Origin of the sequence: Ruficoccus amylovorans, assembly GCF_014230085.1 — a bacterium.
Taxonomy (GTDB): Bacteria; Verrucomicrobiota; Verrucomicrobiia; order Opitutales; family Cerasicoccaceae; genus Ruficoccus; species Ruficoccus amylovorans.
Window position 1 is genome coordinate 140240 of record NZ_JACHVB010000021.1, and the last position, 26574, is coordinate 166813.

Here is a 26574-nt window from a genome sequence, read left to right on the forward strand (position 1 = left end):
CCTATGGCCTTGAGCCCTGCCGGAGTCAACCCCGTCTCCGGGTTTGATGTCCTGCCTGCCGATTGTTCAAAAGGCTCGACTTTCGTGCGGGCGTCAACAGGGATGTTGAGTGCCTACCATTCAAGACGTATACGATATTTTAAGAAATTAACGCCTGCGTACCGGCGTTTACTTCGGCAATGCTCACGCGAAGACGAGGATACGGAAACGCTATCTCTCGAAGAATTCAGGGAAGAGCTTCAGCGGGTCGTGTCCGGTGAACCCGTGGACCAAGCTGGGGAATCCCGGCAGCCTGCCAGAAGCAAAGCGGAGAGTCTTTGGCCGGTGCGCCTCCGCATCCGAAGGCACATTCACTGGCACAAACGCCTGACACCAGTTCGCAAGCAATTAAAGGGTATTTTGCACTGGAACCTGATCCGCATTTCGCTTTTCGATCTCGATGCTTAGCCACAAGGAAACTTGCTTCACGGAGTTCTTTTCGTTCAAATTCAGGTATCGCAATCAGAGGGCGCAAGATGAGAGGCCGGGCATTCAGGAGAAAACAACGTGACAAGCTGATGCGCAGGCGCGCCCATTATTGGGGATCGTCACCTGCCGAGAAGCCGTGTCTGGGGATGTTGAACAAGACACCGCTACCGTCCTGTTCGTGCTCTATATGCCGGGGCCGCAAGTATCTGCCCCGCAAGCTCACACTCAGGGAGGTTTCCCATGCCCGGCTTACGCAATTGGAAAGCCGAGACTACCCCAAGGTGAAGCATGTCTATCGGCAAAAGCTGTCTTGGGAGTGATTGGACAGCGTTTGCGGAAACCGTATTCGCCCGGTCTGGAACTGCTCTCGGCGTTGGCAGAAAATCCCGCCGATTGCGGCGTTTGTTGTGACTCTCCGGACGTAAACGATCCCGCAAATGTGGCTGTTGTTTGCGGCCCGAACAGGCTCCCCTGGTCAGTCGCAAATCGTTTGTCCCCTGTGTCTGCGTGGATTGCGGAGCCGCAACAACGGTTTGCGATCCATTTGTTTGCGACGCAACAAGCGAATGCCCGTCGATTGCGTTTGGTTGGAGGATTTGCGGCTCAGGGAAGCGGTTTGTCCGCATTTGCGGGCACAAAAGGCTGTGTCTGGCCAGGCTGAATGGATTCCCGGCCCGATCCCTGCCCCGATTGTTGAGAGGGTATTTGTGTGACTCGCCCAGGTTGAGTCACGGATGCCGAATGCGGTGCTTCATGCGGGAGGCTGAGTCCCCCAGCTTGGGGGCATGACCACGTATTTCTTGCTGGGGAGGCGAATTCGCTCGGGGAACTGGTGTTCGAGGTAGGTTTTCAGGCTGAGCGTGAATGACTCCGGGCAGAGTTGGGCTAGTTCCTTGATAAAGGTATCACGCTTGCGAAAGTGCCCCAAGTGGACCTTGACTCGCCGGGTGGCCGTCAAGGCCCGGACGAATATCTTGTGACGTTGAACTTTATCCGGGGCCTGTTCGGAGAGGTGATCCGCATAGGCGGAAAAGTAATGGACGCCAGCGAACCGGGCTGTTTTGCCGATGAGGTGCAGGGTGGATTCGCACATGGCCGCGATATCGAGCCATTTCAACGGGCGTTCGTCGGTGTCTTTTTCGGCTTCGCAAACGGAATGATAGAGGTTGAATCCATCTACGAAGAAAGCTGTTCGGTTGGCGGGTTCTTCCATGTCGGGGCAAAAAAAATCCCCTAGACCGTAGCCTAGGGGGGGCCGTGAGGCCAGCTCACAATGGAACTGGATTCCCACGGGGAGGATGACTAAATATCGGCTATACGCTGGTTAGCTGCAAGCATTATGTGCATTTTAACGACTATTTTGTGCGTTACTATGCGTGTGTGTGCAGTTGTGTGCATTACCAGTCGTTTAATGGCGAAATTAGCGGATAGGTTTGTCACTTGTAACCCGCTACCTGTAACCCAATGCGAAAAACAGAGTCCATTTCAGTCTCGCGGAGTCCATTCGTAATGCGACTCAAGCCATTGATTATCAATTGAATGTCCAGTGTGGACGAGGGGAGTCTAACGCAGTCTAAACCATCAGGAAGGCTTAAAAGGCCACTGCTCTACCGATTGAGCTACCGACCCAAAAATATTGATACGTAAGAAGATGGTGCGAATTGCCATGATCCATTCAAGCAAAACTGTCCAGAGGGTAAAGACCCCTGGATTTGTGTGGATTGCTGAATGTCCATGTCGTGTTGCACCGATGAATGCGTACGTAATGCTCGAATCAGGAAAAACGGCAAGCTAATTAAGAAATCGCGGCAGACTCAAGACCGAAAGTTGGCAGAACGGCGATTCGCCAGGTTTGTTCTGGTGTTCCCGTCGTTAAGAGGTTTGCTGGAGTATTTCGCCGCATGGGAGTGCTTGGGCGGGCGTTCGCACGACTGTGCTCCGGGCGCAAAAGGATTGCAGATTGGCAGGAGGCGGGTACGTTCGCTTTCATGAAATTCCCTTCTGTTTTCGTGGCCGGGCTCTTGTGTGCAGGGGCGCTGTGGATGAGTGGTTGCGAATCTCCCGTCTCTCAGGGGATGTCCACCAGCAACAAGGATTTCCAGAATTTTATGTTCGGCTACGAGGAGACCACCTACGAGTACCCGGTCCAGGTGCCGGGGACGAATCGCTGGGTTAAGATTGTCTCGCCGGAGCCGATTGACCATCCGTTGACCTATCAGGATTACCTGGACTGGAAGGCCGCTCAGGAAGCTCAGGAGGATAAGGACAGTCCCGCGGTTTCCACCGGCTCCAAGGTCAACGCTCCGAACCGTAAACAATAAAGAGCCATTCCATGACCTTTGCAGAAGAGTTGATCCTCCTGGCCCTCGATCCCGACACGGGCAAGTTTCAACCTCTTCCGCGCAAGTCGCTGGAGCTTTCCCTCGCCGGGGCGCTCCTGCTGGAAATGGCCTTCCACGGGATCATCGACACTGAGCCGGGCACCGTGGTCGTGCTGGAGGAGAGCGTCCGCCGCAGCCAGTTTCTGGACGCGGCCTTGCAGACGATCCGCGAGGGTAGCGACCGCATTCCGCTGCGGCAGGCCTTGGCACGGCTGGGCTTGCAGGGCAATATGCTGATCGGCCGGACGCTGCGCCGGCTGGTGGACCAGGGAATCTTGAGCCAGAAGGCGGATTCTTTCCTGTGGATCAAGCGCCCCATGCGGCATCCGCTGGCCGATGGAGAACTCTACGACAATGTGGTGGACCGCATCCGCGCGTTGGCACTGGATCCGGAGGAGATCCCCAGCCCGCACGAGGTCGTGCTGGTCGCGCTGGGAGAGGCCTGCAAGCTGCACCGCTTCCTTTTCTCGGTGCAGGAGTACGCGCAGTGCCGGGAGCGGTTAAAGGCGATTGCCGCGATGGACTTTGTCGGGCAGGCGATCATCGAAGCTGTTTCCAGCATTGGAGAGCGTTCGCTGCTGGAGTTGGCGGCGGGGGAAGAACCCTGACCGGTACCGGCGGGCTGACTTGACCCCGGGGGCTTTTGCCATAGGCATATTACGCGTACCTATGATTTTATCTATGCGTCGATGGTTGTGCGGTCTGACGGTTGGCCTGGCGATTTGTGCTGTTGCGGCCTATGCCGGTGAAGACGGATCGGGCGGGCAGCATGTCGGGGATACACCAGGCCTGGAACAGCCCGGCGGGGAAGTGTCCGCAAGCCAGGTGCCCGTTGAGCAGCCCGCCAAGGTGGAGTCAGCTTACGGGGATATGGCCGAACCGGAGGATTTTTCAGGGAACCGGCGGCCGGTTATTTCGATTCCGAGCCAGCGTGGGAGCATCCGCGACTACCAGAAAACGGTGAACTTTGCCCGGCTTTCCAGCCCCCGGCGGACTTGGGAGTCGATGTTGCGGCTGATGGACGAGTACAGCCAGGAGGTGCAGGAAAACGGTTTTACCTACGCCAATCACGCCCGTTTGGTCTATCTGGAGGAGCAGATCGTCAACCTGTTCGATCTAAGGGAAGTCGCCCCCTCTCTGCGCAGTGACGTGGGTATGGAGGCGGCCGTCTATCTCCGTGATGCCATCGCCCACTTTGACTTGCCGCCGTCGGATACCCTGCCGGACCGGACCGAGGCCTTCAAAGAGATGAAGGACGGCTTCCCCGGTATCTGGAATGTGTATGGCAGCCCGATCGAGATCTCCTATATCGATTCGGGGGAGTTTAAGGGACGGTTCCAGTTCTCCCTCTATACGGCCCTCAACGCGCGGACCATGGCCCAGCGCGTCGAGCACCACACGTATGTTTATCCCGAGTTCGCCGGATTGCGCGAGGCGTACTTCAATACGCCGGGACCGGGAATCCCGGACGTGTTAATCGACTCGCTGCCGGGCTGGATGCGCCGGGATTTGTGGGGGATGCGTCTGTGGCAGTTCTCCATCGTGCTCATCCTGACCTTGGGGGCGGTCCTGCTGGTGCTGGCTCTCAAGCGTTTGCTGCGGGCTTGTTCGCAGCGTCTTCCGCGGGCAGTAGGCAGCGCCCTGTGGCTGTTGTTGCCGTTGCTGATTATCTACCTGGCGGGCAAGTTGAACTGGTTTTTCAGTGAGCACGTCTTCCTGACGGGAAAGGTGCTCCGGATTGTCCACTACGTGGAGGAAGGGGTCGCCTTGCTCAGTTTGGTGGCGATGATCCTGGTCGGAGGAGGTGTGTTGATGGAGATTATTTTTCTGGCCCCGCGCTTTGATAAAAAGGGCGTGAACTCCTACCTGATCCGCTTTGGCCTGCGTCTGGCCAGTATCGTGGTGGCGGCCGTGGTCCTGCTGGAGGGGTTGCAGCGGATGGGCTTCACGCTGGCAACGGTTCTGGCCGGGGCCGGGGTGACGGGTCTGGCTGTGGCCCTGGCGGCACAAGAGTCATTGAGGAATATCTTTGGCAGCATCATGCTGTTGTTGGACAAGCCGTTCAAAATCGGCCAGCGCGTGAAGGTGCGTGGCCACGATGGTTTTGTTGAGGAGATCGGGCTGCGTTCGACCAAGATCCGGCAGTTGGACGGCCATCTGGCCTGCCTGCCGAACGAGGATGTCGCCCGGGCCGACATCGAGAATATTTCTGAGCGTCCGTTTATTCGCCGCATGATGAATCTGGCGCTTCCGCTGGATACCCCGTCGGATAAAGTCGAGGAGGCGGTGCAAATCGTTCGCGACTTGCTGGCGGTGCACGAGGTCCCCCGAACCGAGGTGGAAATCGCAGCGAATCCCGAGCTGGAAGACCGTCCGCGGCTCGTCAATGAGGAGATTAACCAGCCGGGCTATCCGCCGCGCATCTTCTTTAACGAGTTCAACCCGGCTTCGCTCAACCTGCTGGTCATCTATTGGTTTCACCCGCCGCAGTATTGGGACTATCTCGAACACACACAGCGCATCAATCGCGAGATCATGAGCCGCTTCGAGGAAGCTGGCTTGCGGCTTGCCCTTCCCGCGCAGCGGCTTCAACTGGCCGGAGATCCTTCCCGTCCGCTGGAGATTGGCAGTCGCGAAGTCAACGGCGACGAGGACGACTTACCGCTGGCCGGTCTGCGCGAAGCGGAGAGTCCCCGCCGCGAACCTCCCGCTTCCGGAAGCAAGTCCTGAGGCGGTCGGCAATCGCTGGCTGGTCTGAAGCCGATCTGGCCGACAGGCGACTCGGGGCTTTTAGCGGTGTTTGTTCCGGTACTCTCGGGGCGAAATGCCGTGGAGTTTCTTGAACTGGCGTGAAAGGTAGTTGCTGTCGTTGAAGCCGCAGAGGAAGGCGATCTCGGTCAGCGAACGCGGCGGGTTGTGGTCGCGCAGGAGGGGCTCGGCCAGTTGGATGCGCTTGCGCAGCAGGTAGGTCGCGGGTGAGGTGCCAGTGGCTTTCTGGAAGTAACGCTGAAAGGAGCGTTCGGACATGGCGGCAGCGCGGGCCATCTCCGACAGGCTGCGAGGGGCGGCGGGGTCTGCGTCGATACTGGATAATACCTGTCCCAGCCGCTGGTCGAGACCTGCCGAGCCCCGGCTGTGCGTCCCGTAGCGGCGGGCAAGCAGGGCGAGCAGGGTGGATAGCCGTGCCCGTGCCAGATAGCTGCCGGTCTCCCCGCCGTGGGCGAGCTCTTCCTCGATCATCGAAATATCCGCGCAGGCCGTTCGCAGGTCGGCGGCATTCAGGCAAAGCCGCTGCCGGAAGTCCTTCTGCTCCCAGCGGGTAAACTCAAACGTGAAGAGAGAATGAAAGCCAGGCAGGCTTCCAAGATGGCTGGCGATATTTTCCAGAACTGGTTCGGATACGAGCAGGTTTATGAGGTTAAGCGCGCGCGTTTCCCGGTAGGCGTGGCTACGCCTGCGCCGGATGACCATGACGTCACCGGGATGGATATGATGGCGAAATTGTCCCGTTTCATGGACGCCCGACCCTGACAAAATAAAGATAATCTCAGCAAACTCGTGCTGATGAGGCTGCGTCGGCTCCTGGTCGTCGATGCGCATGACGCGAATCGGAGTGGAGGTATGCGCGAACAGATACTGCCTGCTCAACAGGATGGATTCAGACATGGCGTAATCGTGCTTGAAATTGTCGTCTTAATCAAGGAGATCCCACTGCGGAGAAGGCTATACTGGTGGCATGTTATCCCCTTTTGAATCGGCGAAATGGATATCGGCTCCGGCGGCCGGGAATAAACAGGATTTGGCGTCCCCCTACTTGCGTTACAGTTTTCGGGTGGAGGGGGAGCCTGTCCGTTGCCGCTTGTTTATAACGGCGCTTGGGCTTTATGAAGCCCGTCTCAACGGCCAGGTTGTCGGTGACCGCGTGCTGACTCCCGGCTGGACGGACTACCGCAAGCGCGTCCCTTATCAGAGCTACGATGTGTCGGCGTTGGTGCGGCCCGGGGAGAATGTCCTCGGTGCCATCCTGGGTGACGGATGGTACTGCGGACATATTTCCTGGCTTGACCGTCAGCAGTACGGCGAACGTCCGGCCGTCCTCGTGCGCCTGAAAATCAGCTACGCCGACGGGCGGACGCGCTCGATTGTGACGGACGAACAGTGGCGCTGGGCAAGGGGCGCAGTCGTCAAGGCTGACTTGCTGATGGGGGAAGAGTTTGACGCCCGGCTGGAGTTACCGGGCTGGGCCGAGCCGGGCTACGACGATGAGGACTGGGCTCCGGCCGAGGTGTTTGTGCCCGATCCGCTCCCGGAACTGAACGAAGCGCTCTGCCCGCCGGTCAGAAGGATGGAAACACTTGAACCGGTCGAGGTGCGGGAAAGCGAAGTGACAGAAGAGGACGGGACGGTGCGCCCGGTGCGCATTTACGATTTCGGGCAGAACTTCGCGGGCCGGGTGCGGCTCAAGGCGAATGCCGCCCGGGGTAAAGTCGTTCGCCTGCGTCATGCCGAGGTCTTGAATCCGGACGGCAGCATTTACACCCTGAATCTGCGCGGGGCCAAGGCAACCGATACCTACACCTGTCGGGGTGGCGGTGAGGAGTGTTGGGAGCCGCGTTTTACTTTTCACGGTTTTCGTTATGTCGAGGCCGATGTGAGCGGCTGGGGATCGGACGACCGCCTGGAGTTGAGTGCCGTCGTGCTTCATAATGATTTGGCTCTGACCGGTTCCTTTCGCTGCTCGCACGAGGGGTTGAACCAACTCCAGCACAACATTCTCTGGGGGCAGAAGAGCAATTTCCTCGAAGTGCCCACGGATTGCCCACAGCGGGACGAGCGCCTGGGGTGGACCGGCGACGCGCAGGTGTTTGTCCGCACGGCCTGCTTCAACATGGATGTGCGCGAGTTTTTCCACAAGTGGATGCGTGACCTGCGGGACACGCAGTCGGCACGGGGCGGGATCGCCATCACCGCGCCATACATGAGCTTCGTGCCCTCCGACGATCCCAACCGTGAGTGGATGGACGAGGACGGTGGCCCGGCCTGGGCGGATGCCGTTGTCATCTGTCCCTGGACCATCTACCTGTGCTATGGCGACGAGCAGATCCTGCGTGATAATTACGAGAGCATGGCGCGGTATGTGGAGTTCATCCGCCTGCACCGGAGCCGTGACCTGATCCGCTCACACCCCGGCCTGGGCGGCTGGGGTGGCTTCGGGGACTGGCTGGCCAAGGACGGTTCCGAGGGCTTCGAGGGGCGGACTCCGCGCGACCTGATCGGGACGGCGTTTTTCGCGTACGACGCGGAACTGATGGCAAAGATCGCCACCATCCTCGATCGCGAGGACGACGCTGCCGCTTACCGCGAACTGCGGGGGACAATCGTCGAAGCGTTCCGCCGACGCTTTGTCACCCCGGAGGGCAAGCTCACCTCTGACACGCAGACTTCTTACCTGCTGGCACTGCACTTTGACCTGCTCCCGGAGGAAGCGCGCAAGGTGGTGGCGGCGGATCTCGTGCGCGACATCGAGCAACACGGCTGGCACCTGACGACGGGTTTCGTCGGCACGCCCTACCTGCTCGACGTGTTGGAGGATACGGGCCATCTCGATGTTGCCTACCGCCTGCTGGAGCAGGAGACTTATCCCTCGTGGCTGTTCCCGATCCGTAACGGTGCCACCACGATCTGGGAACATTGGGACGGGTGGACCCCGGAGCAGGGCTTTCAGCATCCGCGCATGAACTCCTTTAATCATTACGCCTACGGCGCGGTGGGCGCCTGGATGTACCGCTCGCTGGCGGGTATTGAGCTGGACCCGCAGGAGCCGGGCTATCGGAAGATCGTTTTTCGCCCGCGTCCTGGCGGGACGATTCGCTGGGCCGAGGCCACGCTGGAGTCGCCGCAGGGCCTGATCGCCATCAAGTGGGAGCTCGACGCTGATCAGGGATTGAGCGTGGAACTGGAAGTGCCCGCCGGTTCACGGGCCTGCTTCGACCCGCCCACCGGTTATGGTTTTTCCGGCGGGGAATTAGAGTCTGGTTCTCATCGCTTCAAAATCAACCGGACCAGCACGGGAAAGAAGTTCTAAAACACGCCCGGGCGTCGTGTTGGCCAAGTTCTTGGCTGACGGGTCACTAGCTGCGGCCCCAGCGGAACCAGGCGGCCTCGGCCAGAAACGCGGCGGCCAGCAGCAGGATGAGCACCGGGCGCAGGCTCTGGTGGCGGGAAACCTCGTCGGTCAGCCAAATGTCTTCGAGCAGGTTGGCCGGGCCGCCGCCGGAAAGCCGGGCGGTGTCCCGGAGTGCTTGCAACATGGTGGCTGGGGTTTGCCATTCGAGATTTTCCTGTACCCCGATTGGCCCGAAGGGCAGGGTGGCGTCACCCCACTGCACCGCGCCGAGGGTGGGCTGCCCGGTGGGCAGCGGAAGGCGGGCCCGATAGTGGCCGGGAGAGAGACGTTCCCAGAGGCCGTGGGCTGGGGTGGCTGTATCCAATTGTTGATACACGATGACGGGGGAGCTGCCGGGGTGTTCGTTCGCCCATTGCTCGTCGTAGAAAAGGTCGAGCAGGAGCGTGGAGCCTTCCAGTCGGGTGCGCAGGCCCAGGCCGCGAGGCTGGTCCGTGCCGATGAGCCAGCGGCCAAGCGTCTGGATCAGGTCGCCATAGCCGGGCCAGGCGCGGACGGTTTCACTGTACGGGCCGCTGAGCGGAAAGGTGATGGCGGCGGTGCGCCCGCTGCCCCGGTGCCAGAAGGCCAGCAGCGGGGCCTGGTACTCGTCGGTGGTATGGAGAGCGCTGGCGGCGCGGGGGCGCAGGTAGCTGAGGTTGTAGCCGTCCACCTGTTGCGGCCAATCCATCGGCTGAGGGGAGATTTCCGCCCAACCGGTGGCGGGCTGGCAGCCGACCGGCTCGTCGATGAAAGCCGAGCGCGTCACGGCGACGGTTTCCTGCGCGAAGAGCGAGGGGATGTCCGCTGCGTTGGCACTGAAGAAGCTGCGCCCGTTTCCGCGGGTCGCCACGTCCTTGAGGAAGTCGGCGTCAACGTCGGAGTCGGTGCCCAGACCGATCACACTGACGGTGGCTCCGGCGTCGGTGATGGTTTTGAGCAGCTTCTGGTAATCGCCCGGTTCCTCAGCGTCGGCGGCGTCGGCGAAAAGGATGATATGTTTCTGGCCGGCGGTGGCTTTTTGCAGTTCCTCCCAGGCGGCCTTCAGGCCGGTATAAACAAAGATACCTCCGCCCATGCTGACGACGCTGCGGGCACGCCGAACGATCTCGGGCTGATTGCCGGTGACACCGGTCAGCGGGACGACCATGTGCGGGCCGCTGTCCACGGCCAGGATGGTGACGGCGTCGTGGCCACCCATCAGGGTGACGGTCTCGGCGGCTCCGGCGTTGGCGAGGTCCATCTTGGTCTGGCCGCTGCCGGTGGAGGCACTCATGCTGCCGGAGCGGTCGAGTACGATAGCCATGGCCACGGCCAGCTTCTTGTGGTCTTCCTTCAGTTCCATGCTCACGGGGAGGATCTCGTCGATGGGCGAGTCGAAGTACCCGCCCGATCCGAAGCTGTGCTTACCGCCGAGCATGGCCAGTCCGCCGCCCTGGCCGGTGACGTAGAAGCTCAGCGCCTGCAGGAGCCCGGCGGGCAGGGTGTGGGCCGGGACGTTGTTCAGCAAGACGGCACGCGCGCCACTCAGGGTGCCGGGGGTGAGGGTGGAGAAATCCGTCACCAACTGGACGGGAAGACCGACGCGCTGGAGGGCTCCGGCGACGGGGTCGTCTGTGTATTGACTTATAACTACAACTCTCGGACCGCCTTCGATCATGACCCACGCATCCGAGCGGTTATTGCCGGGAATGGGGTCTTGCGGGTCTTCCAGCGCGAGGGTGTAGCGGTGGCTGCCGGAGTGCGGGTTGCGGTCGAGCAGGCGCAGGCGGGCGCGTCCGTCCGCGCCGAAGGTGATCGCGTTGCCGCCGATGGCGTCCGCCCCACGCATGAGCCGGTAGCGGACGGTGCGCCCGGGCTCACCGGCGGCCTGGACTTCCATCAGGACGGGCTCGCCCTGGCCGACCCGGAGCGGGAGCCGGAAGCGCTCCAGTCGCGTGTCGGCGGAGCGGTCAACTGGCGGGATGCGGGTGTAGAGCGGGAGGCCGCTCTTGCGCAGGTGTTCGGCGGTTTCGGTAAGTGGTACGGTGCTGTAGCCGTCGCTCAGTAGGAGGATTTTGGCGGCCCGGTTCGGATCGCGTCCGGCGATGGCCATTTGTACGGCCAGCGGGATGTCGGTGCGACTGGTGGCGTTGATCTCGGCGAAACGCGCACCTTCGGGGCGCTCACTGGCTTCAGCGGCAAAGTCCAGGTAATGAAGCGTGTCGTCGGGGCCCTGGCCGGATTCGATTAGTTGCTGCCATTCTTCGAGGGTGGGGTCGAGCACCGGGCGGGCCGAGTCGGAGCGGTCCACCAGCACCCACAGGTCGAGGCCGGGCTTGATCTGCTCGGCGTGCGGATCGACGAGGATGAGCGTGAGCAGCGCCAGGCAGAGGACGCGCAGGGGCCGCCACAGGCGCAGCCCGCGATGGAGCCACCCGACGAAGACCAGCGCCGGGATGAGGAGAAACCATTCAGGTTGGCTGAATAACATCATCGCCCCCTCTCCGCGTAGTGCCAGCCAGCGAGCATGACGCCGGTTAGCAGCAGGACCCACCACAGTTGCCAGGCGTCGGCTTCGCTGTTCATGGTGATGAGCCGCCGCTCGGTGTCGGTGATGTCAGAATAGGCGGCTGCCCCGCGCAAGTCGGCCTCGCGGATGTCAGCGAAGTGCGCGGCCCCGCGCAGGAGGAGCGTGTCGTCCGCCGTCACCTCAAGCGAGCCGGGGCGCGTCGGCGCGTTCAGACGCAGGTGGCCGCTGGCTTGCGCGGGCTCTCCGTTGACACGCAGGTCGCGGATGTCGGCGGGGAGGCTGACTGAGAGGGCTTGCCCCAACTCGAAGTTGTCCGCGCGCGGGCCGGGCTTTCCGTCGCGCAACTGCTCGACGAAACGGCCCGCGAGCAGGACCGTGGCCGGGAGCTTGAGGGCGTTGCTGTCGCGTAGTGAAAAATTGAATACAAGGTCGCGTCCTTGCGGATGCTCACGGGTCCAGATGAGCGGGGTGCCGCCGAGCCAGACCAACGGTGTTTCGCCGGGCCCGAGTTGGGCGGGGGTGACGCCGCCGCGCACGGTGAGCGTGTTCCAGTTGAGTCCCTCGTTGAGCGGGTGGTCTTCGACGCTGATGGCGCCAGCGGGTAGCGTGGAAGTCTCGGTGGTGGGGGCGAACAGTACCTGGTGGACGATGTCACCGGGAAGATGGTTCAGGTCCGAAGATTCGGCCACAAGCAGATCAGTGCGACCCTCCAGGGTGCCGTGGTAGGTCTCACCCAGGCTTTTGAAAAGCGCCCGTAGCGCGGTGGATTGCGCGGGGTCGCCGGTCTGCACGAGGTAGGCGATGCGCATGGGCTCGGGCCAGACGAGGGGCAGGCGGTTGTCGATGGGCCAGGCGTCGTCCTCCAGCACGAGGGTGAGGGATTTGACGCCGTGGGGCATAGCTCCGGCTAGTTCAAGGTGGCCGTTGGCCGGGAGGGCGGCGAGGCGGGGTTCGGTCTGCTCGCCGTTGATTTCGATCCACCAGCGGCGTTCGACGGGCTGGTCGCTGTAGTTCTTTAACAAGGTGCGCCAGAGGGCTTCGCCGTTGCGCATGCCGACTTGCACGCCAGCGAAACCGGCGTTGTCGAGAGGGCGGCCCGCGCTGAGGACGGCTAGCTTCGGGTCGGGCGCATCGGGCGGGTGGTCGGTGACAAAGATAACCGCCCCTTCCGGGCCGACGAGGGCGCGGACGGTGGCGAGCGCCCCGGAGGGATCATGGACGCCGAGCGTGGGTTGCCATTCGCTGGCGAGGCGGAGAAGTTCCTGCCGGTCCTCCCCACGGTAAAGCACGGGGGCGCGGGGATCGCTTTCCATTAACAACCAGTCGGTCTGTGCGGCGGTGCCGGAGAGCGTCTGCGTTTGCTCGCGGAGGGCCTCCAGCAACTCGGGCCGGAAGGCGTCCATCGAGAGCGAGCTGTCGAGCACGAGCGCAATTCGCTGCCGGGTTTGTTCGCCGATCCAGCGCGGTTGCAGGAGTAGCCAGGTAATGAGCAGGGCGGCGAGCACTTGCAGCCAGAACGTGACCGAGTGCCGCCAGAAGACGAACTTGCGCCCACCGTGGCGTTCATTGGAGCCGCGTTGGACGAGAAAGAGCGTGCTGATAATGAGCGGCTGGCGGTTGCGGTGCAGGCAGTGAATGAGCACCAGCGCCGGGAGCATGAGCAGGCCCCACCAGCCGGGGGGATTGGAAAGGATCAGGTGCACAACTCGACTCCTCCCCGTGGCCCGGCGAGGGCGAGCAGTTGTTCGGTCAGGGAGGCGTCGGCGTCGATCCGCGAGAAGCTGGCCGCGTGGCGGGCGGCGGCGTCCGTCCAGCGCGAGAAGTGCCCGTCGTAGGCGAGCCGGTAGCGGTCGATGTCCTCGCGGGTGAAGTAACGGTGCACGCGCCGGTCAGTCTCGCAGTCGAGCAATTCGACGTTGCCGAGCCAGCCGGGGGCGGCCTCGGCCCGGGTGTGTACGCACAGCAGCACGATACTGCTTCCGCTCCGGGCGAAATCGGCCAGCTGGGCTTCGGGGTCCTGGTCGAAGAGAAAGTCGGAAACAACCACGCGCATCGACCGGGTGGACCACGGGATACGTCGCCAGTCCATGAGGCTCTCTGTGGCAGCGCCCGGCGGGGGCAGCGTCCAGTCCCCGGCGCGGAGGGCTTCCTGTTGGGTGGGGAGGACTTCGCCGCCCGCGGTGAGAAAGACGTTGAGCAGGGCGGCGTTGCGCCAGGCGCTGTGGCAGGCGAGGTAAAAAACTTCCAGCGCTCGCACGGCCTTGGCCGGTTCCACAAACATCGACGCCGAGAGATCGAGCACGAGGTCCACCTGCGGGCGAACTTCCTCGCGGTAGAGCTTCATCGTGTAGTGGCCGCTGCGGGCGTAGGCTTGCCAGTTGATGTAGCGCGGGTCGTCGCCGGGGACGTAGGGCCGGTGGTCCTGAAAATCAATCGAGCTGCCGATGCCCGCTCCGGCCCAGTTGCCGGTCTGCCCGCGCCAGTTTTGCCGGTTAAAGGGCAGGCGGAACTGTCCGGCGAGGGCCTCGCTCTCGGAGATGAGGGCGGCCAGGGATTTTGTGGCCTTCGCCTGTGCCAATCGCTCGCCGATGGTCATGGCCGGGCGCTGTCCGCGCTGTCAGCGGCGGGGAGGTCGTGTTCGAGGACGGGGGGCGGGGCGACGCTGGCGCGCTCCTTGCGGGTCCGCAGCAGGGCGGTGGCTCTTTTCTCCATCTGCGCGACGAGGCGGTGCTGGGGGACGGCTTTGATCGCGATAGCGATGAGCGAGAGCGCCGTGGTCGTGTAGCAGGTGTAGATGTAGAAGGAGTAAAAGGCGGCGTGTGGGCGGCCAATGACGCCGTGCTTGCCGGTGAGCTCCAGAAACAGCACCGAGGTCGGAATCCACCCGGCCCCGAGCGTCAGGCGCGCGCCGGTCTGCTCCTGAATGAGATGGAGCAGGAGCATGAGCAGCCCGAGGCAGAGCTGGATGAGGAACATCAAGCGTCCGTAGTTGCGGCGGGTAAAGGGCGTGTAAAGCAGGACCGCAAAGGGGAAAAGCGCGGCCCCGGCGGCGAGGATGAAAAAGTTGCGCATCTCCGCGTTGACCCTGTCGCCGCTGAGCGGAATGAGAGCGATGAGCAGGCAGTAAAGGATAGCGCAGAAAACGATGGAAGGAAGCCAGCCCGGATAGAGCAGGCGACCGGCGAGACGTCCAAAAAAGCCCAACCGCACGAAGGGCTCGTAAATGGTCGGCGACGCCGAAACCGGTCGGCAAAGCCCGTCCCAGGCCACGATGATGAGCCCGATAGCAAAGACCGCCATCGGCATGAAAATATCGTCATCGATCAGGATGGTGCCCGCGCCCAGCAGGAACATGGCGAGCACGATGAGGCGCTTGGCCGTGTCATGGTTCTCCGGGACGGGGCTGAAGCGCGAGGCGGCGAACTCCATCGCCAGCATGACAAGCAGCCCACCCGAAAGACAGGCCCAGGGGAGCATTTTCAGGAACTCGCTAAAGGTGTTGATCCCGAAGGCCAGGGTGCCGAACAGCGCGGGTATGCCCCAGATACCGGCCCCGATGATAACGATCCAGCGCAGGATGGGGGACTTGATGACGGAGAGGCAGACGGCGATCCCGGTCACGATGGCCGAGCCCGCCAGCAGTGCCAGCGCGTACATGAGGCTTTCGTGGAACTCGACCGAGCCGATGTAGTAACGCAACACGAGGTAGGGGAGCAGGGAGGTGATGAGCAGGACCCCCTGCGCGACGATGGCCAGCCACTTGCCGTACACGATCCGCCGCGAGCCGAGCCGGGTCAGCATCAGCAGGTCGAGCCGGGATTCGCGGTTCTCGGAGCTGAGGGCGTTGGTGCCCATGAGCGGGAGCACCACCAGCAGAACCACGCTGGTGATGAGCCAGAACATCTGCTCCATGTCGGAACTGCTGCCGACCCCCTGGCTGATCCCGATCCCGAAAACCAGGTAAAAAAGCATGACCACCTGCACGGCCAGGAACACGAGCATGTACTGGCGCGAGCGCATGCCCTGGCGCATTTCCTTGACCAGGATCGGGTTGATGTGGTCCCCGAACCATTGAGAGCATCTTTGTAGTGAAAATGTCATGACGGCACGCCTCCCAGGATTTCGACGAAGGCGTCTTCGAGCCTGCGTTCGACGCGGTTGAATTCATACACCTCGACTCCCGCCGCGAGCAGCTCGCGCAGGAGCCCGGCCAGTTGCGCCTCCGGCTGGTCGTCCGGGCGGTGGGGGACGAGAAGCTCGTGCGAGCGGTTGTCGCCGGGCCGCAGCTTGATCTCCGGGCGGGCGGCGATCCACTGCTCCAGCCGGGAGGACTCACCCCGCGCCCGCAGGCGCACGCGCAGGTGGCCGTCCTCCTTGTGGAAGCGGAGGCTGTCGGAGGTGCCCTGGTGGACCTGCCTGCCGTTGTCGATGAAGAGCAGGTGGTCGCACATTTCGCCCAGTTCGGAAAGGATGTGCGAGCTGATGAAGAGCGTCTTGCCCCGGTCGGCGAGGAGTTTTACCAGATTCTTGAACTCAATGCGGGCCTTGGGGTCGAGCCCGGCGGCGGGCTCGTCGAGCACGAGTACCTGCGGGTCGGAGAGGAGGGCGCGGCTCAGGCACAGGCGCTGGGTCTGGCCCTTGGAGAGGGCGTTGCAGGGGCGCTCGGCCAGCACATCCATATCGGTAAAGGCCATCACCTCGTCGAGCCGCCGCTGGCGTTCGCGTCCGTGCAAGCCGAAGGCGCGCCCGTAAAAGTCGAGGTACTCCCACACGTCCATGTTCGGGTACGCGCCGAAGTGGTCAGGCATCCAGCCGATGAGGCGTCGGATGTCGCGCGGGTGGTCGATGACGTTCATGTTGCAGATCTCGATCGTGCCCGCGTCGGGCACATCGAGCGTGACCATCATGCGCATGGTGGTGGTCTTGCCCGCGCCATTGGCCCCGATAAAGCCGACGACCTGCCCGGCCCCGACCCGGAAGCTCAGGCCGTTGACAGCCCGGATCTTGCCGAAGGCGCGGTAAATGTTGTCCACTTCGATTACGTTCATCGTGCGGCCTCCTTTGCGTTAGCGCTGGCGGGGGAGGTCGCCGCCGGGGCGATTACGAACTGCCGGTACGGGTGCCAGTCGATGGAGGAGATGGCCTGCGGGGTCTCGCCGGTGTAGTTTTCCACGCTGGCGTAAACATGGCCCGCAGTCGCGTCGAGGGAGAGACGTTCCATGGTTGCGGTGGAGAATCTCGCCAGCGTGCCGCCGAGCCAGGTTTCAAAATCACTCCGGCTGACCGGTTCCAGGCGGGTGGGGCGGCCGGTGGCCACGTCTTGCGCCCGGTAAACCGCGTCGGTGGCGTGGCCGTTTTTGTGGACGTAGTAAAGCTCCGGACACAGGGCGGGGAAACTGGAAACCACGTACAGCTCGCCGTCGTCGCGGCGCTGGATCTCAAACCCTGAGCGGGTGGGGCGGACGGTGGTCATGTTCAGGGCCTGGATACGACGACTGCCGAACCAGCTCCCCCAGTAGGTCTGGCCCTCGATGCCGTAGGTGCCGGATGGGTGAAGGCTGCCGTTGCGGGTGATGCGGCTGCCCAGCGGCACGACCCAGACGCCGTCCCCCGGCTCGAACTCCCGGCTGGGGAGCAGGCCGGTGCGCGCGAACTGCTCTTCGAAGAGCACTTCCTGTCCGCCGCTGTCGGGAATGATAAACAGACGCGTGAGCTGGCCCTCGCCACCGATGCCGTCGGAGATGAGGATGAACCCGGCGATGATGGCGCAGAAGCCGAGCGAAATCAGCGGCGTGGTGAAGAGCAGCCGGTAGCGCTTGCGTCCCCGGGCCAGCACCCAGAAGTTGAGCGGACCGACGATCAGCCCGAAGGCGATCATACTCAGGATGACGAGCGGGGCGTTGACCTCCCGGCCCGCGTAGTAATTGGAAATCCTGGCGTCGGGAGTCGTTCTTGGGACGGAGTAGGTCCGCATCAGGTCCGTTCTTTGGCTGGCGGGAAGGAGCCAGAAGTTCGCGCCCCGCTCATGGTAGATACGGGCAACGGCGTCCGAATACTTCTCGGTGGGCTGGGTGCCCTGGGGGGCCTTGGGAGATTCGCCGGAAAGGTATTGGAAAAGCTCCTCCTCGTCCAGAAACGGGTAAACCCGCACAAAGCCCGCCCCGTGGCCGATCCGGCCGTTTCCTGAATCAGGGAGGCTGCCGACTGGCTGGTCTTCGGGCACGCCCTTGTCCTTGAGGATGCGGAGATCGCCGCCCTGCGACACCCACTGGAGGATCGGGCGGCGTTCGTCGGGTTGGAGCTTGTCCCAGTCGGCCTGTTGGAACCACATCAGGTCCACCCCGGCGTAGCCGCGCCAGTCTTTGGGGTAAAAGGCCAGCTCGGCGCTATCGTTGGCGAGTTCGGGACCCATGTCACTGAGATAGCCGCTGATGCGTCCGCCGTACTTGAGCCGGAGCGTCTCGGAGGCCAGCCCGAAGACCTTGGTCGAGTAGCTGTCGTAGTCCGGTATCTGGACCCAGAAATTGTCATCGGTGGCCGGACCGGTGAAGTAGATCTGGTAGTGGCCGTAGCGGGCCGGCACGATGACGGCGCACAGCAACTCGAAGACCCGGGTCTGCCCGCCGGGGACGGTCAGCGTCTGCTGCCACTTGCTTTGAAGGCTGCTGTCGCCGGGGCCGTAGCTGTAGCTCATCATATCGGCCCGGACCGTCCAGGTCTTCTCGCGGTCGGTGTTGTTGGCGATGGTGACCCGCAGCGGGTAGTAACCGGTGGGCGGGAGATAATCGAAGGCCGAAGTGACCTTGATGCTCACGTTGCTGCCCGGCTCGGTGTGGATCTGCTGCGTCTTGGCCTGGGCGGCAACCGCGAACAGCAGGCAGGCCAGGACGGCGAGCGGACGGATCAGGCGGGAGGCGGTCATTGGATCTTGGCGGCGGTGAGCGACTTGGGAAGGGCTTTCTCCTCCGGGGAAACTTCATCCAGCAGCGCCTGCACGAGCGCGGCGGGGGTCTTGCCCTGCATCTTGGCCTGGTAGCTGAGAATGATGCGGTGGCCGAGCACCGCCGGGGCCATAGCCCGGACGTCCTCCGTGCTGGTGTGGATGCGCCCCTCCAGCAAGGCGCTGGCGCGGGCCGCGGCGGCCAAGCCGATAGCGGCCCGGGGGCTGGCCCCGTAGCGCAGGTCTTTCGCCATCTCCGAGTGGTCCGGCGCGGTGGCATCCACCAGCCGTGCAATGTAGGAGGCGACCACCTCAGGCAGGTAAACCTGCTGCGTGCGTTGGCTCAGCTCGGTGAGCCGGGCCCCGTCCATCACGGGCGCGACCGTGGTCTCCTCGCCGATGGTGCGGTGGCTGATGATGCGCCGGAGCGTGTCCACATCGCTATGGTGGACCTCCAGCTTGAAAAGAAAGCGGTCGAGCTGTGCCTCGGGCAAGGGGTAGGTGCCCTCCAGCTCAATCGGGTTCTGCGTGGCGAAGACCAGAAACGGCGTGGGCAGGGCGTGGGTCTCGCCCATCACGGTAACGCGCTTCTCCTGCATGGCTTCGAGCAGGGCGGACTGGGTCTTGGGGCTGGCGCGGTTGATTTCGTCCGCTAGCAGCAGATTGGTGAAGACCGGGCCCGGCTCGAAGACGAACTTCCGCTGGCCGCCGACCTCCTGAAGCATCGGGTTGCCGGTGATGTCGCCGGGTAGCAGGTCGGGCGTGAACTGGATGCGGCTGGTTTCGATCTGGAGGGCCTTGGAGAAGGTCTTGACCAGCTCGGTTTTGCCGAGGCCGGGCAAGCCCTCCAGCAGAATGTGGCCGCGGGCCAGCATGGCGGCGGTGACGTGGCCGATGAGCCGGTCCTGTCCGAAGATCACTCCGGCCACCGCTTCGCGCAGTTGTTTAAGTTCGGCGGCGATGTCGGCGGCCAGGGCTTCGTCCAGGGGCGTATTCATAAATCAGTACAGCGGGCGGGGAGGGTCTTATAACGCAAAAACGCTTGGGTAAATAGTTATCACGAAAAAATGTAAAATTACTTGAAATACTGCTCAAGGATGGCGCGCTCGTCCGGGGTGTAGGACTCGCGCCAGACGGCATCGCCGCCGGTCCCGAGGCTGGAGGCTCCGCCGGAAGTGGCTCCGCCCTCGAAGGTCTCGGCCTGCTCGTCGTTGCCGGGGCGGGAGGAGATGCCGACGGTTTCGCCGAGCGCGGCGTTGCGCATGTCCTGGTTGGAGACACCTTCGCGGGTGGCCGTATTCAGCGATGTGCCCTCGTCGGCCATGACGAGCGGAGCCGGGCCGGGGCCGCGCTGCGGGGCTCCGGTCCCCATCTGCCGCACCTGCAAGGTGACCGCCTCCAGGTCAAGTTCGCTCAGCCCGGCAGCCCCGCCGCACTGACCCGCGCCCTGTTGGAGCCGTTCCTGCATCTGCTGGAGTTGCTCGGGGCTGAGGCTGCTCATCTGCGAAAAGGACAGCGTCTTTAGCTGGCTCATCATTTCCGGGTCCAGCCCCGGCGAGCCCGCCTGGAGCTGCTCAAGCTGCTTCAACCACGCCTGGTCGAGCTGTTCGGCCTCGGCGCTGCCCATCATCGGGTTCTCCTGCTGACGGGCCATTTCCTCCAGAAAGGTGCTGGTTGACTGAAGCTGCCGGGCCAGCTCCTGCATGGCCAGCCGGGTTTCGTCGCGGAGGGCTTCGCCCGCCTCCAGCGAGCCCTGCGTGTACCACTCCTCCTGCGGGCGGTTGCGTAGCTCGTCGAGTTGCTCCTCCAGCTTTTCGACCTCTTCGGGGGCGACTATGCGCTCCTCGCGTAGCAGTTCGGCCCAGTCGGCCACCTGTGTCCAGGCGGAGGGCTCGACCGCATCCCCGGCGACAGGCCCGGCTTTGACCGGCTGGATCGGCAGCCATAGCCCGGCCAGGATGAACGCGCCCGAATACACCAGTGGCAGCAGGGCCGCCTGCGGACGCAGGCCGACGGCGCGCCCCCGGTAAGCCTCCGGCTCTGGCCAATCGACAATCCCCTCGGCGGCGCAACTGAGGCGGTTTTTCAGCCCGAGCGCGGTCTCCAGCCGCAGAAGGGCGTCTTTTCGGGAAAAATACTTCCCTCGTCCCCGCCAAAGGCTCCAGCCGAGGGCGAGGGCGATCAGGACGAGATAGGCGGGCAATCCGGCGGTAACGGCTTCCCCGCTGCGGCGTGCGATCAGGATGTAGGCGGCAAAGAGAAGGTTGATCCCCGCGAACACCGGGACGAACCGCTGCCAGGTCCAGGCGGCGTTGACGCCCAGCGCCAGCCAGCGTGCGCGGCTGAGCCAGTAAGTGGCCGAGGGGGAGCTTGCCATCATACTCAAATCCTATCAGGAGTTATCACCTCCACAACGCAAAAGCCCCCGATTTGTTTTATTCGGGGGCTCCTCCTCGTAAGGTCTGCGCTCGCGGCCTATTCCATCGGATCCAGGTTTTCCTCTTTGACGTCTTCCAGCTTCATCGAGCCAACGCTCAAGTCCGCAAAAAGCACATTCGCCCCCGTCTTGTGGCGTGTAAAGCCGATGTTTTCCTCCCAGGAGTTCGTGCTAAACCAGCGCACGTTACTAAGAGCATTGTCAGCAATCATCATAACCCTCCCCGGGTACACGATATCCACAACCGGCAATCCTCCGATCCCTGGCTGGCCGGGGCTCACATCCCGCATCACTTTCATGTTGGCCGCATATCCCTTTGAGGAGGTGGTTGATTCATTCGCCGGGCAGTTGAAGATATGGCGCGCGCCCGGAGTATCGAATTGGGTACGCGTCAGCGAGCCCCCTGGAGAGTAATAGCCTGCAAAGCCTGACAGGATTCCGCCATTTGCGGTGCCGTCGCCGTTCATTGTGCCGGCATAGTTATCCCAAATCCAACTGCCTTTGCCGTTTGTCCAGGTCCGCCACGTGGGCAGGTACCCGCCATTGTCTGCTGTGTATAGCGAGACGGCGTTGCCGATTTGACGCAGATTACTGGTGCATTCTACCGAATGGGCGGTTGAGACCGTTGAGTGGACAACCGCAATGATGACGCTGGAGAGAACACCGATGATCGCGATGATAGCCAGCAGCTCGATGAGCGAAAACCCGCGACGATGGGAAAATTTAGATTCTGAGTCCATAGGGTAGATGGGAGGGGGAAGGTTGCGCGGCAATTGTCGGACGCCGCCTGCTATCCAACCGCGCCGGAGACTTGCTGTTTTGGAAAGAAGGGGAGTGGGATTTTTTTCTCTCTCCCGAAGGACGGGCAGAGAGGTGCGCACTCCTCTTCGATACGGCAACGAAGCAAAGGCATGATGCAAAGCGTGGTCAGATAAAGTACATTCGGTCTAGCGCTTTTACCCCCTCTTATCAAGGAAAAACATCATTTTTAAGTCATAAAAAAATGATCAATGAATCATTTTTAAGTCAAGCCGGGCAAATCTCCTGCTTGGCAGTATGATTCGCAGCCCTGGATGGCTGACCTGGTGTGGTCTGTTTTGGTGGGACAACCTTTTGCGTGCCGTTTGGGCCTGGGGGTAAACCAGTCCTCTCCCTTGCTTGCCGGGTTTTGGTCTGCTGGGGCGTGCTGAGCCTTAGTTCTTTGCGATCATGGGAGAAAGCAGCAGGGTGACCCGGTCTTCCGGGAAATGAAGTACCCGCTGCACCAGTCGGTCCAGCGCCACCCGCACAAGATCCGGGAAGCACAGGTCAATCAGGACGGGGGCCGGCTTCAGGTCCCTCACAAAGTAGGGCGTCGTTCCCGCCACCACCAATTTGGCGTGACCATCGGAAATGAGTCTCTGCCTCTCAAGGGCTTCATGGACCCGGGGGGCTGCGTTTTCCAGGGTCAGGAAGTATCCTACCGGTCCAGGCAACTGCTTGTGCAGTTTCTCTAGTACCTCCGGCAGGTCTGCCAGGCTCGCAAGCTCCGTCGTTGGCTGCGGCCAGACTCGGGAGCTTTGCCCTTTTGACATCTTCAGCGCCAGTGAGTGTCCCGGCAGGCTGGAGTTTTGCACGCGGTCCAGGAATGCCCGCCCGCGTACCAGCAGGGCTTCATGCATGTCGTGGTTCGCGCTGATCGTGACGTATGAGGCGCAATTGCTTTGCCGCAACTCCTGGAAGGCCAGCGCGCCAATCGCCACGTCATTGACCGAGGCATGGTCCACTGTCGCCACCGGATGCCCGGGGGAAAACAAGTGCACGCACGGGACCAGGGCCGCGAGTTCGGCAATGACCTCCCGCTGGTAATCAATACGCGCCGAAAGCATAAGGATCGCCCCGTCAATCTGCTGCGTCTGCACGCACAGGGGGATTTGCCCGAGCCCGGTCACCTGGTCCAGTAGCAGATTTAACTGGCGCTTACGGCACTCAGCGCGGATATGCTCGACCACCATGGCCATCGTCGGCTCCTGCAGGAGTTCCCCAGTGCCGCCGATCGTAATCAGGGCAACCGCACCCATGCGCAGGCGCGTCGGATGGATGTTCTTCGGGCGGGGGCCGGGGCGACGGGCGGTTGTCGAGTACCCTAGTTGGGACATGACCTTCATGACATGCTCAGCCGTCTTGGCCTTAACGGCGTCACTGCCGTTAATTACGCGTGAAACAGTCGCTCGGGAAACCCCGGCTTCCTTGGCAATATCCTCAATTTTAGCACTCACAGCAGGTATAAGGCTGGGAGCTTTGGCTAGAATCATAAATGTAGCAAATCAAAAAAAATGCCCTTTTCGAGTGTTATTCCATTTGTGGGTGAGTTGTTGGGTGATTTGTGGATCATTAATTAGTTGACATAAATGAAATATAAATGATTCATTCCTGCAATGAGCAGCCGTGAAGCAAAAAACAACCCCGATCTCTTTGCGCAAATCGCTACCAGTCTTTCGTCCGAGCGTCATAGCCAGCTCGAAGAGCCAGCGCTCGAAAAGTGTCCGGACAACCTGCTCGGTTTGGTAAAAGGCGATCCCGGCACGCAGCGCCCGCGGTTTTCCCGGTGGAAAAGCGCGGAGGAGGTTCAGCAGGCCCTGGCTGAACTCAAAGGCCGCATGCGGCCATTTTTACTCGATCATGCGCCGGAGCTTCCCTCCCTGCGGTCGGTTCAGCGGCTCAGGAGTTTTCAGTGGCGTATCGAGGAGCCGGAGGACCGCCGGGCGTTTGAGAATGTGCAGGCTGGGGCTGGTTTGTGGGAGAGCGTAACAGTTCCCCACTATGGTCCACCTCTGGGAGTGGCAACGACCCTCTATCGCAGGCTATTTACGCCGACAGGCGAGCTGCTTGAGCACCCGAGGCAAATCCTCTGTTTTGGCGCGGTAGATTACACCTGCGAGGTTTATCTCAATGGCGTATGCCTGCGCACGCACGAGGGGATTTTTGAGCCGTTCGAGATCGATGTAACCGATTATCTGCTCCCCGGGGAAAATGTCCTGCTGGTCCGGGTGCATAATGACCATACCATGCTGGGCGAGGCCTTCAATGATGCCTTCATGGACGGAGATAAAGTCTATGCGGCTACCGGACTGGGCTACGACGATCCGGGCGAAGGCTGGCACCACTGTCCGGCGGGGATGGGCATCTGGCAGCAGGTGCGACTGGAGGGGCGCTCCCGCTTGGCTATTACTGATACCTTTGTCCGCCCTCATCCCGACCTGAACGGGATCGACCTGGAAATCGAAGTCACCGGCTACGGGACAGATGGCCTCGAAAAAATCAGTCTGGAACTGGAGGTCTTCGGACAGAACTTCAAAACCGGCCCCCTCGTTCATGACCGTCACCATCCGGGCGGGAAAAATGTCCGCGGCTTCGGCGATCTCGACCATGCGACACCGGAGTTTGAACCGGCGCTGATGGGGCGGGGCTCGAACTGCATCCGCCTGAGCCTGCCGCTGGAGTCGCCCCGGCTGTGGGATCTGGAAACGCCCTGGCTCTACCAGTTGCAGGTGCGTCTGCTCGACAGCGATGACAAGCTTCTGGACACTGCGGCCCGGCAATTCGGGATGCGCAGCTTTACGCAGGAAACCGAAGGTGACAACGCCCCGCTGGGCAGATTTTTTCTCAACGGACGAGAGATCCGGCTGCGTGGGGCCAATACGATGGGCAACATCGATATGTGCGTCTTTCGGGGCGATTTCGAGCAGTTGCATGAGGATATTCTTCTGGCAAAGCTCACCCACCTCAATTTTCTGCGCCTGACCCAGCACCCCGTGCAGCCGGAAGTCTACGAAGCCTGTGACCGCCTGGGCTTGCTGTTGCAAACGGACCTGCCTCTTTTCGCCACTATCCGGAGCAACCAGTTTCTGGAGTGTGTGCGCCAGGCTGAGGCGATGGAGCGGCTGGTGCGCGCCCATCCCTCCAGTGCGCTGGTCTCCTTTATCAACGAGCCATTTCCTTCGGCCCGGGCAAAGCCGCACCGCTTCATTGACCGTGAGCAGATGGAGGTGTTTTTCCAGATGGCGCGGATGGCCGTGCGCCGCCAGAACCCGGACCGGGTGATCAAAAACGTGGACGGCGATTACGATCCGCCCACAGGGGAGGGGATGCCCGACAACCACTGCTACTGTGGCTGGTACATCGGCCACGGTGTGGATCTGGGTTACCTCCATCATGGCGGGTGGATGCCGGTCAAGCCCGGTTGGCACTACGGTTGCGGCGAGTTCGGGTCGGAGGGGCTGGACCCCCTGGCCACGATGCAGGAGTTTTACCCCGCCGAATGGCTGCCCGCAAACGGCCAGGGAGATGGAGACTGGAGCCCTGACGTTATCACCCGCGCCCAGTCCGGCCCGTTCCACTACCTGTGGTATCCGACTCCCCGCTCGCTGGAAGAGTGGATCGAGGCCAGCCAGAGTCACCAGGAGTGGATCACCCGGCTGATGACCGAAGCTTTCCGCCGCAAGAGCGGCATGAACACCTTTGCGATCCATTTGTTTATTGATGCCTGGCCAGCCGGATGGATGAAAACCATCATGGACGTGAAGCGTACGCCCAAGCCCGCCTGGTTTACCTACCGGGACGCGCTGACGCCTCTGGCTGTTTTTCTGCGCACGGACCGTCACAGCGGTTTCGGCGGGGAGCGACTCCCGGTCGAGGTATGGCTGGCCAATGATCTCGACGAGTCACCTGAGGGGTTGAGTGTCTGGTATGACGTGCGCTCGGGGGATCGCTTGCTGGCTCACGGAGAAAGTCCGGTGCAGGCTCGCCGTTGCGCGCCCACTGCCCTGGGAAAAATCCCCGTGGACCTGCCCGAGGTCGTGGAGCGTGAAAGCCTTGAGGTTGGCATCACGTTGCTGCGGGAGGGCAGGGCGGTCCACGAGTCCAGTGTCACGCTTGAGGTTTTCCCGGCGCTCAAGCCGGTCGAGGCTCTGGTCGCCACCCTGCCCGGTGACGACGGTGCCCGCAAGCTCCTGCTTCAGAGCGGGGCGAGCGAGGTGGACTTCTGTCCGCAGGCCAATACGATCCTGATCGCATCGGCGGAGGCTTACTACCGCAACAAGCAGGAGGTGGACGCGGCTGTCCGGGCTGGTGCCACCGCGCTGTTGCTGAACCTCCCGGTGGGCGTGCACACGCTTGGTAGTTGCAGGCTGGAGGTGCGCGAGGCCGGCATGGGGCCCCGCCACTTTGTCAGCCTGGCCGAGGGGCATCCCCTGGTGGGCGATTTCCGGCCGCAGGATTTCAAGTTCTGGTACGATGAGGCCCTCGGCTACGCCTCGCCGATTCTCCGCACGGTGCTTGAAGCCCCCGGTTGGACGCCGATTCTCAACAGCGGCAACGGCGACTGGCAGAACCCCTGGTGCTCGGTGCCGGTTGCCACGGAAATCAGCGACGGCGAAGGCTGCTGGCGCGTTTGCCAGGTCTCGCTGGAAAACCGCGTCCGCACCAACCCGGTCGCACATGTCTTTCTACTGGCCTTGCTCAATGCTGGGGCCCCGCAGACCTCGCCGTTGTCCTCCCGGCTGACGGCTAATAAGGTTGAAACTTCCATTCGGCCTTAAAAAGTCCATTTAATACCCATTGTACAGGCGCACTCAGGTGCGGCCACCCCGGCCATGACCAATCATCCCACCCCTCGTTCCGGTTCATCAACCC

At 62.2% G+C, this 26574-nt stretch carries 18 protein-coding genes; 6 read left to right on the forward strand and 12 right to left on the reverse strand.

Annotated elements, in window-relative coordinates; all coding sequences use genetic code 11:
• Nucleotides 1-3: 3 nt before the first annotated feature.
• Complete coding sequence (locus H5P28_RS09040) at nt 4-447, forward strand: hypothetical protein (protein WP_185675384.1); 444 nt, start codon at nt 4-6, stop codon at nt 445-447.
• Nucleotides 448-1219: 772 nt separating this feature from the next.
• On the opposite strand, the gene H5P28_RS09045 is transcribed toward H5P28_RS09040, so the two are convergent.
• The gene (locus H5P28_RS09045) at nt 1220-1681 is read right to left on the reverse strand and encodes a PIN domain-containing protein (RefSeq protein ID WP_185675385.1); all 462 of its coding nucleotides are present in this window, start codon (nt 1679-1681) and stop codon (nt 1220-1222) included.
• 775 nt (nt 1682-2456) lie between these two features.
• Here H5P28_RS09045 and H5P28_RS09050 point away from each other — a divergent pair.
• From H5P28_RS09050 to H5P28_RS09060, 3 genes are all read left to right on the forward strand, one after another.
• On the forward strand, nt 2457-2789 hold the full coding sequence (locus tag H5P28_RS09050; RefSeq protein WP_185675386.1) for a hypothetical protein: 333 nt from the start codon (nt 2457-2459) through the stop codon (nt 2787-2789).
• A gap of 11 nt (nt 2790-2800) precedes the next feature.
• Nucleotides 2801-3457: a GOLPH3/VPS74 family protein gene (locus H5P28_RS09055; protein WP_185675387.1), complete on the forward strand. Its 657-nt coding sequence runs from the start codon at nt 2801-2803 to the stop codon at nt 3455-3457.
• A gap of 73 nt (nt 3458-3530) precedes the next feature.
• Complete coding sequence (locus H5P28_RS09060; RefSeq protein WP_185675388.1) at nt 3531-5579, forward strand: mechanosensitive ion channel family protein; 2049 nt, start codon at nt 3531-3533, stop codon at nt 5577-5579.
• 60 nt (nt 5580-5639) lie between these two features.
• On the opposite strand, the gene H5P28_RS09065 is transcribed toward H5P28_RS09060, so the two are convergent.
• A complete protein-coding gene (locus H5P28_RS09065; RefSeq protein ID WP_185675389.1) occupies nt 5640-6515 on the reverse strand; it encodes a helix-turn-helix domain-containing protein in 876 nt (291 codons plus the stop codon).
• Between the two features lie 70 nt (nt 6516-6585).
• Here H5P28_RS09065 and H5P28_RS09070 point away from each other — a divergent pair, with 70 nt between their 5' ends.
• Nucleotides 6586-8934 (forward strand): alpha-L-rhamnosidase, encoded by a 2349-nt coding sequence (locus tag H5P28_RS09070; RefSeq protein WP_281398151.1) that lies wholly within the window; start codon nt 6586-6588, stop codon nt 8932-8934.
• 46 nt (nt 8935-8980) lie between these two features.
• Here H5P28_RS09070 and H5P28_RS09075 read toward each other — a convergent pair whose 3' ends face one another.
• The 10 genes from H5P28_RS09075 to H5P28_RS09120 form a co-directional block, all read right to left on the reverse strand.
• Nucleotides 8981-11488 (reverse strand): vWA domain-containing protein, encoded by a 2508-nt coding sequence (locus H5P28_RS09075; RefSeq protein WP_185675391.1) that lies wholly within the window; start codon nt 11486-11488, stop codon nt 8981-8983.
• Nucleotides 11485-13227 (reverse strand): vWA domain-containing protein, encoded by a 1743-nt coding sequence (locus tag H5P28_RS09080; RefSeq protein ID WP_185675392.1) that lies wholly within the window; start codon nt 13225-13227, stop codon nt 11485-11487. The genes H5P28_RS09075 and H5P28_RS09080 overlap by 4 nt, the downstream gene beginning before the upstream one ends.
• Entirely contained in the window at nt 13218-14120 is a 903-nt protein-coding gene (locus H5P28_RS09085) for a DUF58 domain-containing protein (protein WP_185675393.1), read from the reverse strand. Before H5P28_RS09085 ends, H5P28_RS09080 begins: the two co-directional genes overlap by 10 nt.
• The gene (locus H5P28_RS09090) at nt 14117-15625 is read right to left on the reverse strand and encodes an ABC transporter permease (RefSeq protein ID WP_185675394.1); all 1509 of its coding nucleotides are present in this window, start codon (nt 15623-15625) and stop codon (nt 14117-14119) included. Before H5P28_RS09090 ends, H5P28_RS09085 begins: the two co-directional genes overlap by 4 nt.
• Nucleotides 15622-16572 (reverse strand): ABC transporter ATP-binding protein, encoded by a 951-nt coding sequence (locus H5P28_RS09095; RefSeq protein ID WP_185675395.1) that lies wholly within the window; start codon nt 16570-16572, stop codon nt 15622-15624. Before H5P28_RS09095 ends, H5P28_RS09090 begins: the two co-directional genes overlap by 4 nt.
• Complete coding sequence (locus tag H5P28_RS09100) at nt 16569-18446, reverse strand: hypothetical protein (protein ID WP_185675396.1); 1878 nt, start codon at nt 18444-18446, stop codon at nt 16569-16571. Before H5P28_RS09100 ends, H5P28_RS09095 begins: the two co-directional genes overlap by 4 nt.
• Nucleotides 18443-19462, reverse strand: coding sequence for an AAA family ATPase (locus H5P28_RS09105; protein WP_185675397.1), 1020 nt, complete (start codon nt 19460-19462; stop codon nt 18443-18445). Before H5P28_RS09105 ends, H5P28_RS09100 begins: the two co-directional genes overlap by 4 nt.
• 77 nt (nt 19463-19539) lie before the next feature.
• Entirely contained in the window at nt 19540-20844 is a 1305-nt protein-coding gene (locus tag H5P28_RS09110) for a hypothetical protein (RefSeq protein WP_185675398.1), read from the reverse strand.
• 95 nt (nt 20845-20939) lie between these two features.
• Nucleotides 20940-21641, reverse strand: a complete 702-nt coding sequence (locus H5P28_RS09115) for a type II secretion system protein (protein ID WP_185675399.1) — start codon at nt 21639-21641, stop codon at nt 20940-20942.
• Nucleotides 21642-22094: 453 nt separating this feature from the next.
• On the reverse strand, nt 22095-23159 hold the full coding sequence (locus tag H5P28_RS09120; RefSeq protein ID WP_185675400.1) for a LacI family DNA-binding transcriptional regulator: 1065 nt from the start codon (nt 23157-23159) through the stop codon (nt 22095-22097).
• A 159-nt stretch (nt 23160-23318) separates the two neighbouring features.
• Between H5P28_RS09120 and H5P28_RS09125 the strand changes: the two genes are divergently transcribed.
• Nucleotides 23319-26480 carry a glycosyl hydrolase 2 galactose-binding domain-containing protein gene (locus H5P28_RS09125; RefSeq protein ID WP_185675401.1) on the forward strand — a complete coding sequence of 1054 codons (3162 nt, stop codon included), beginning with the start codon at nt 23319-23321 and terminating at the stop codon, nt 26478-26480.
• Nucleotides 26481-26574 lie beyond the last annotated feature (94 nt).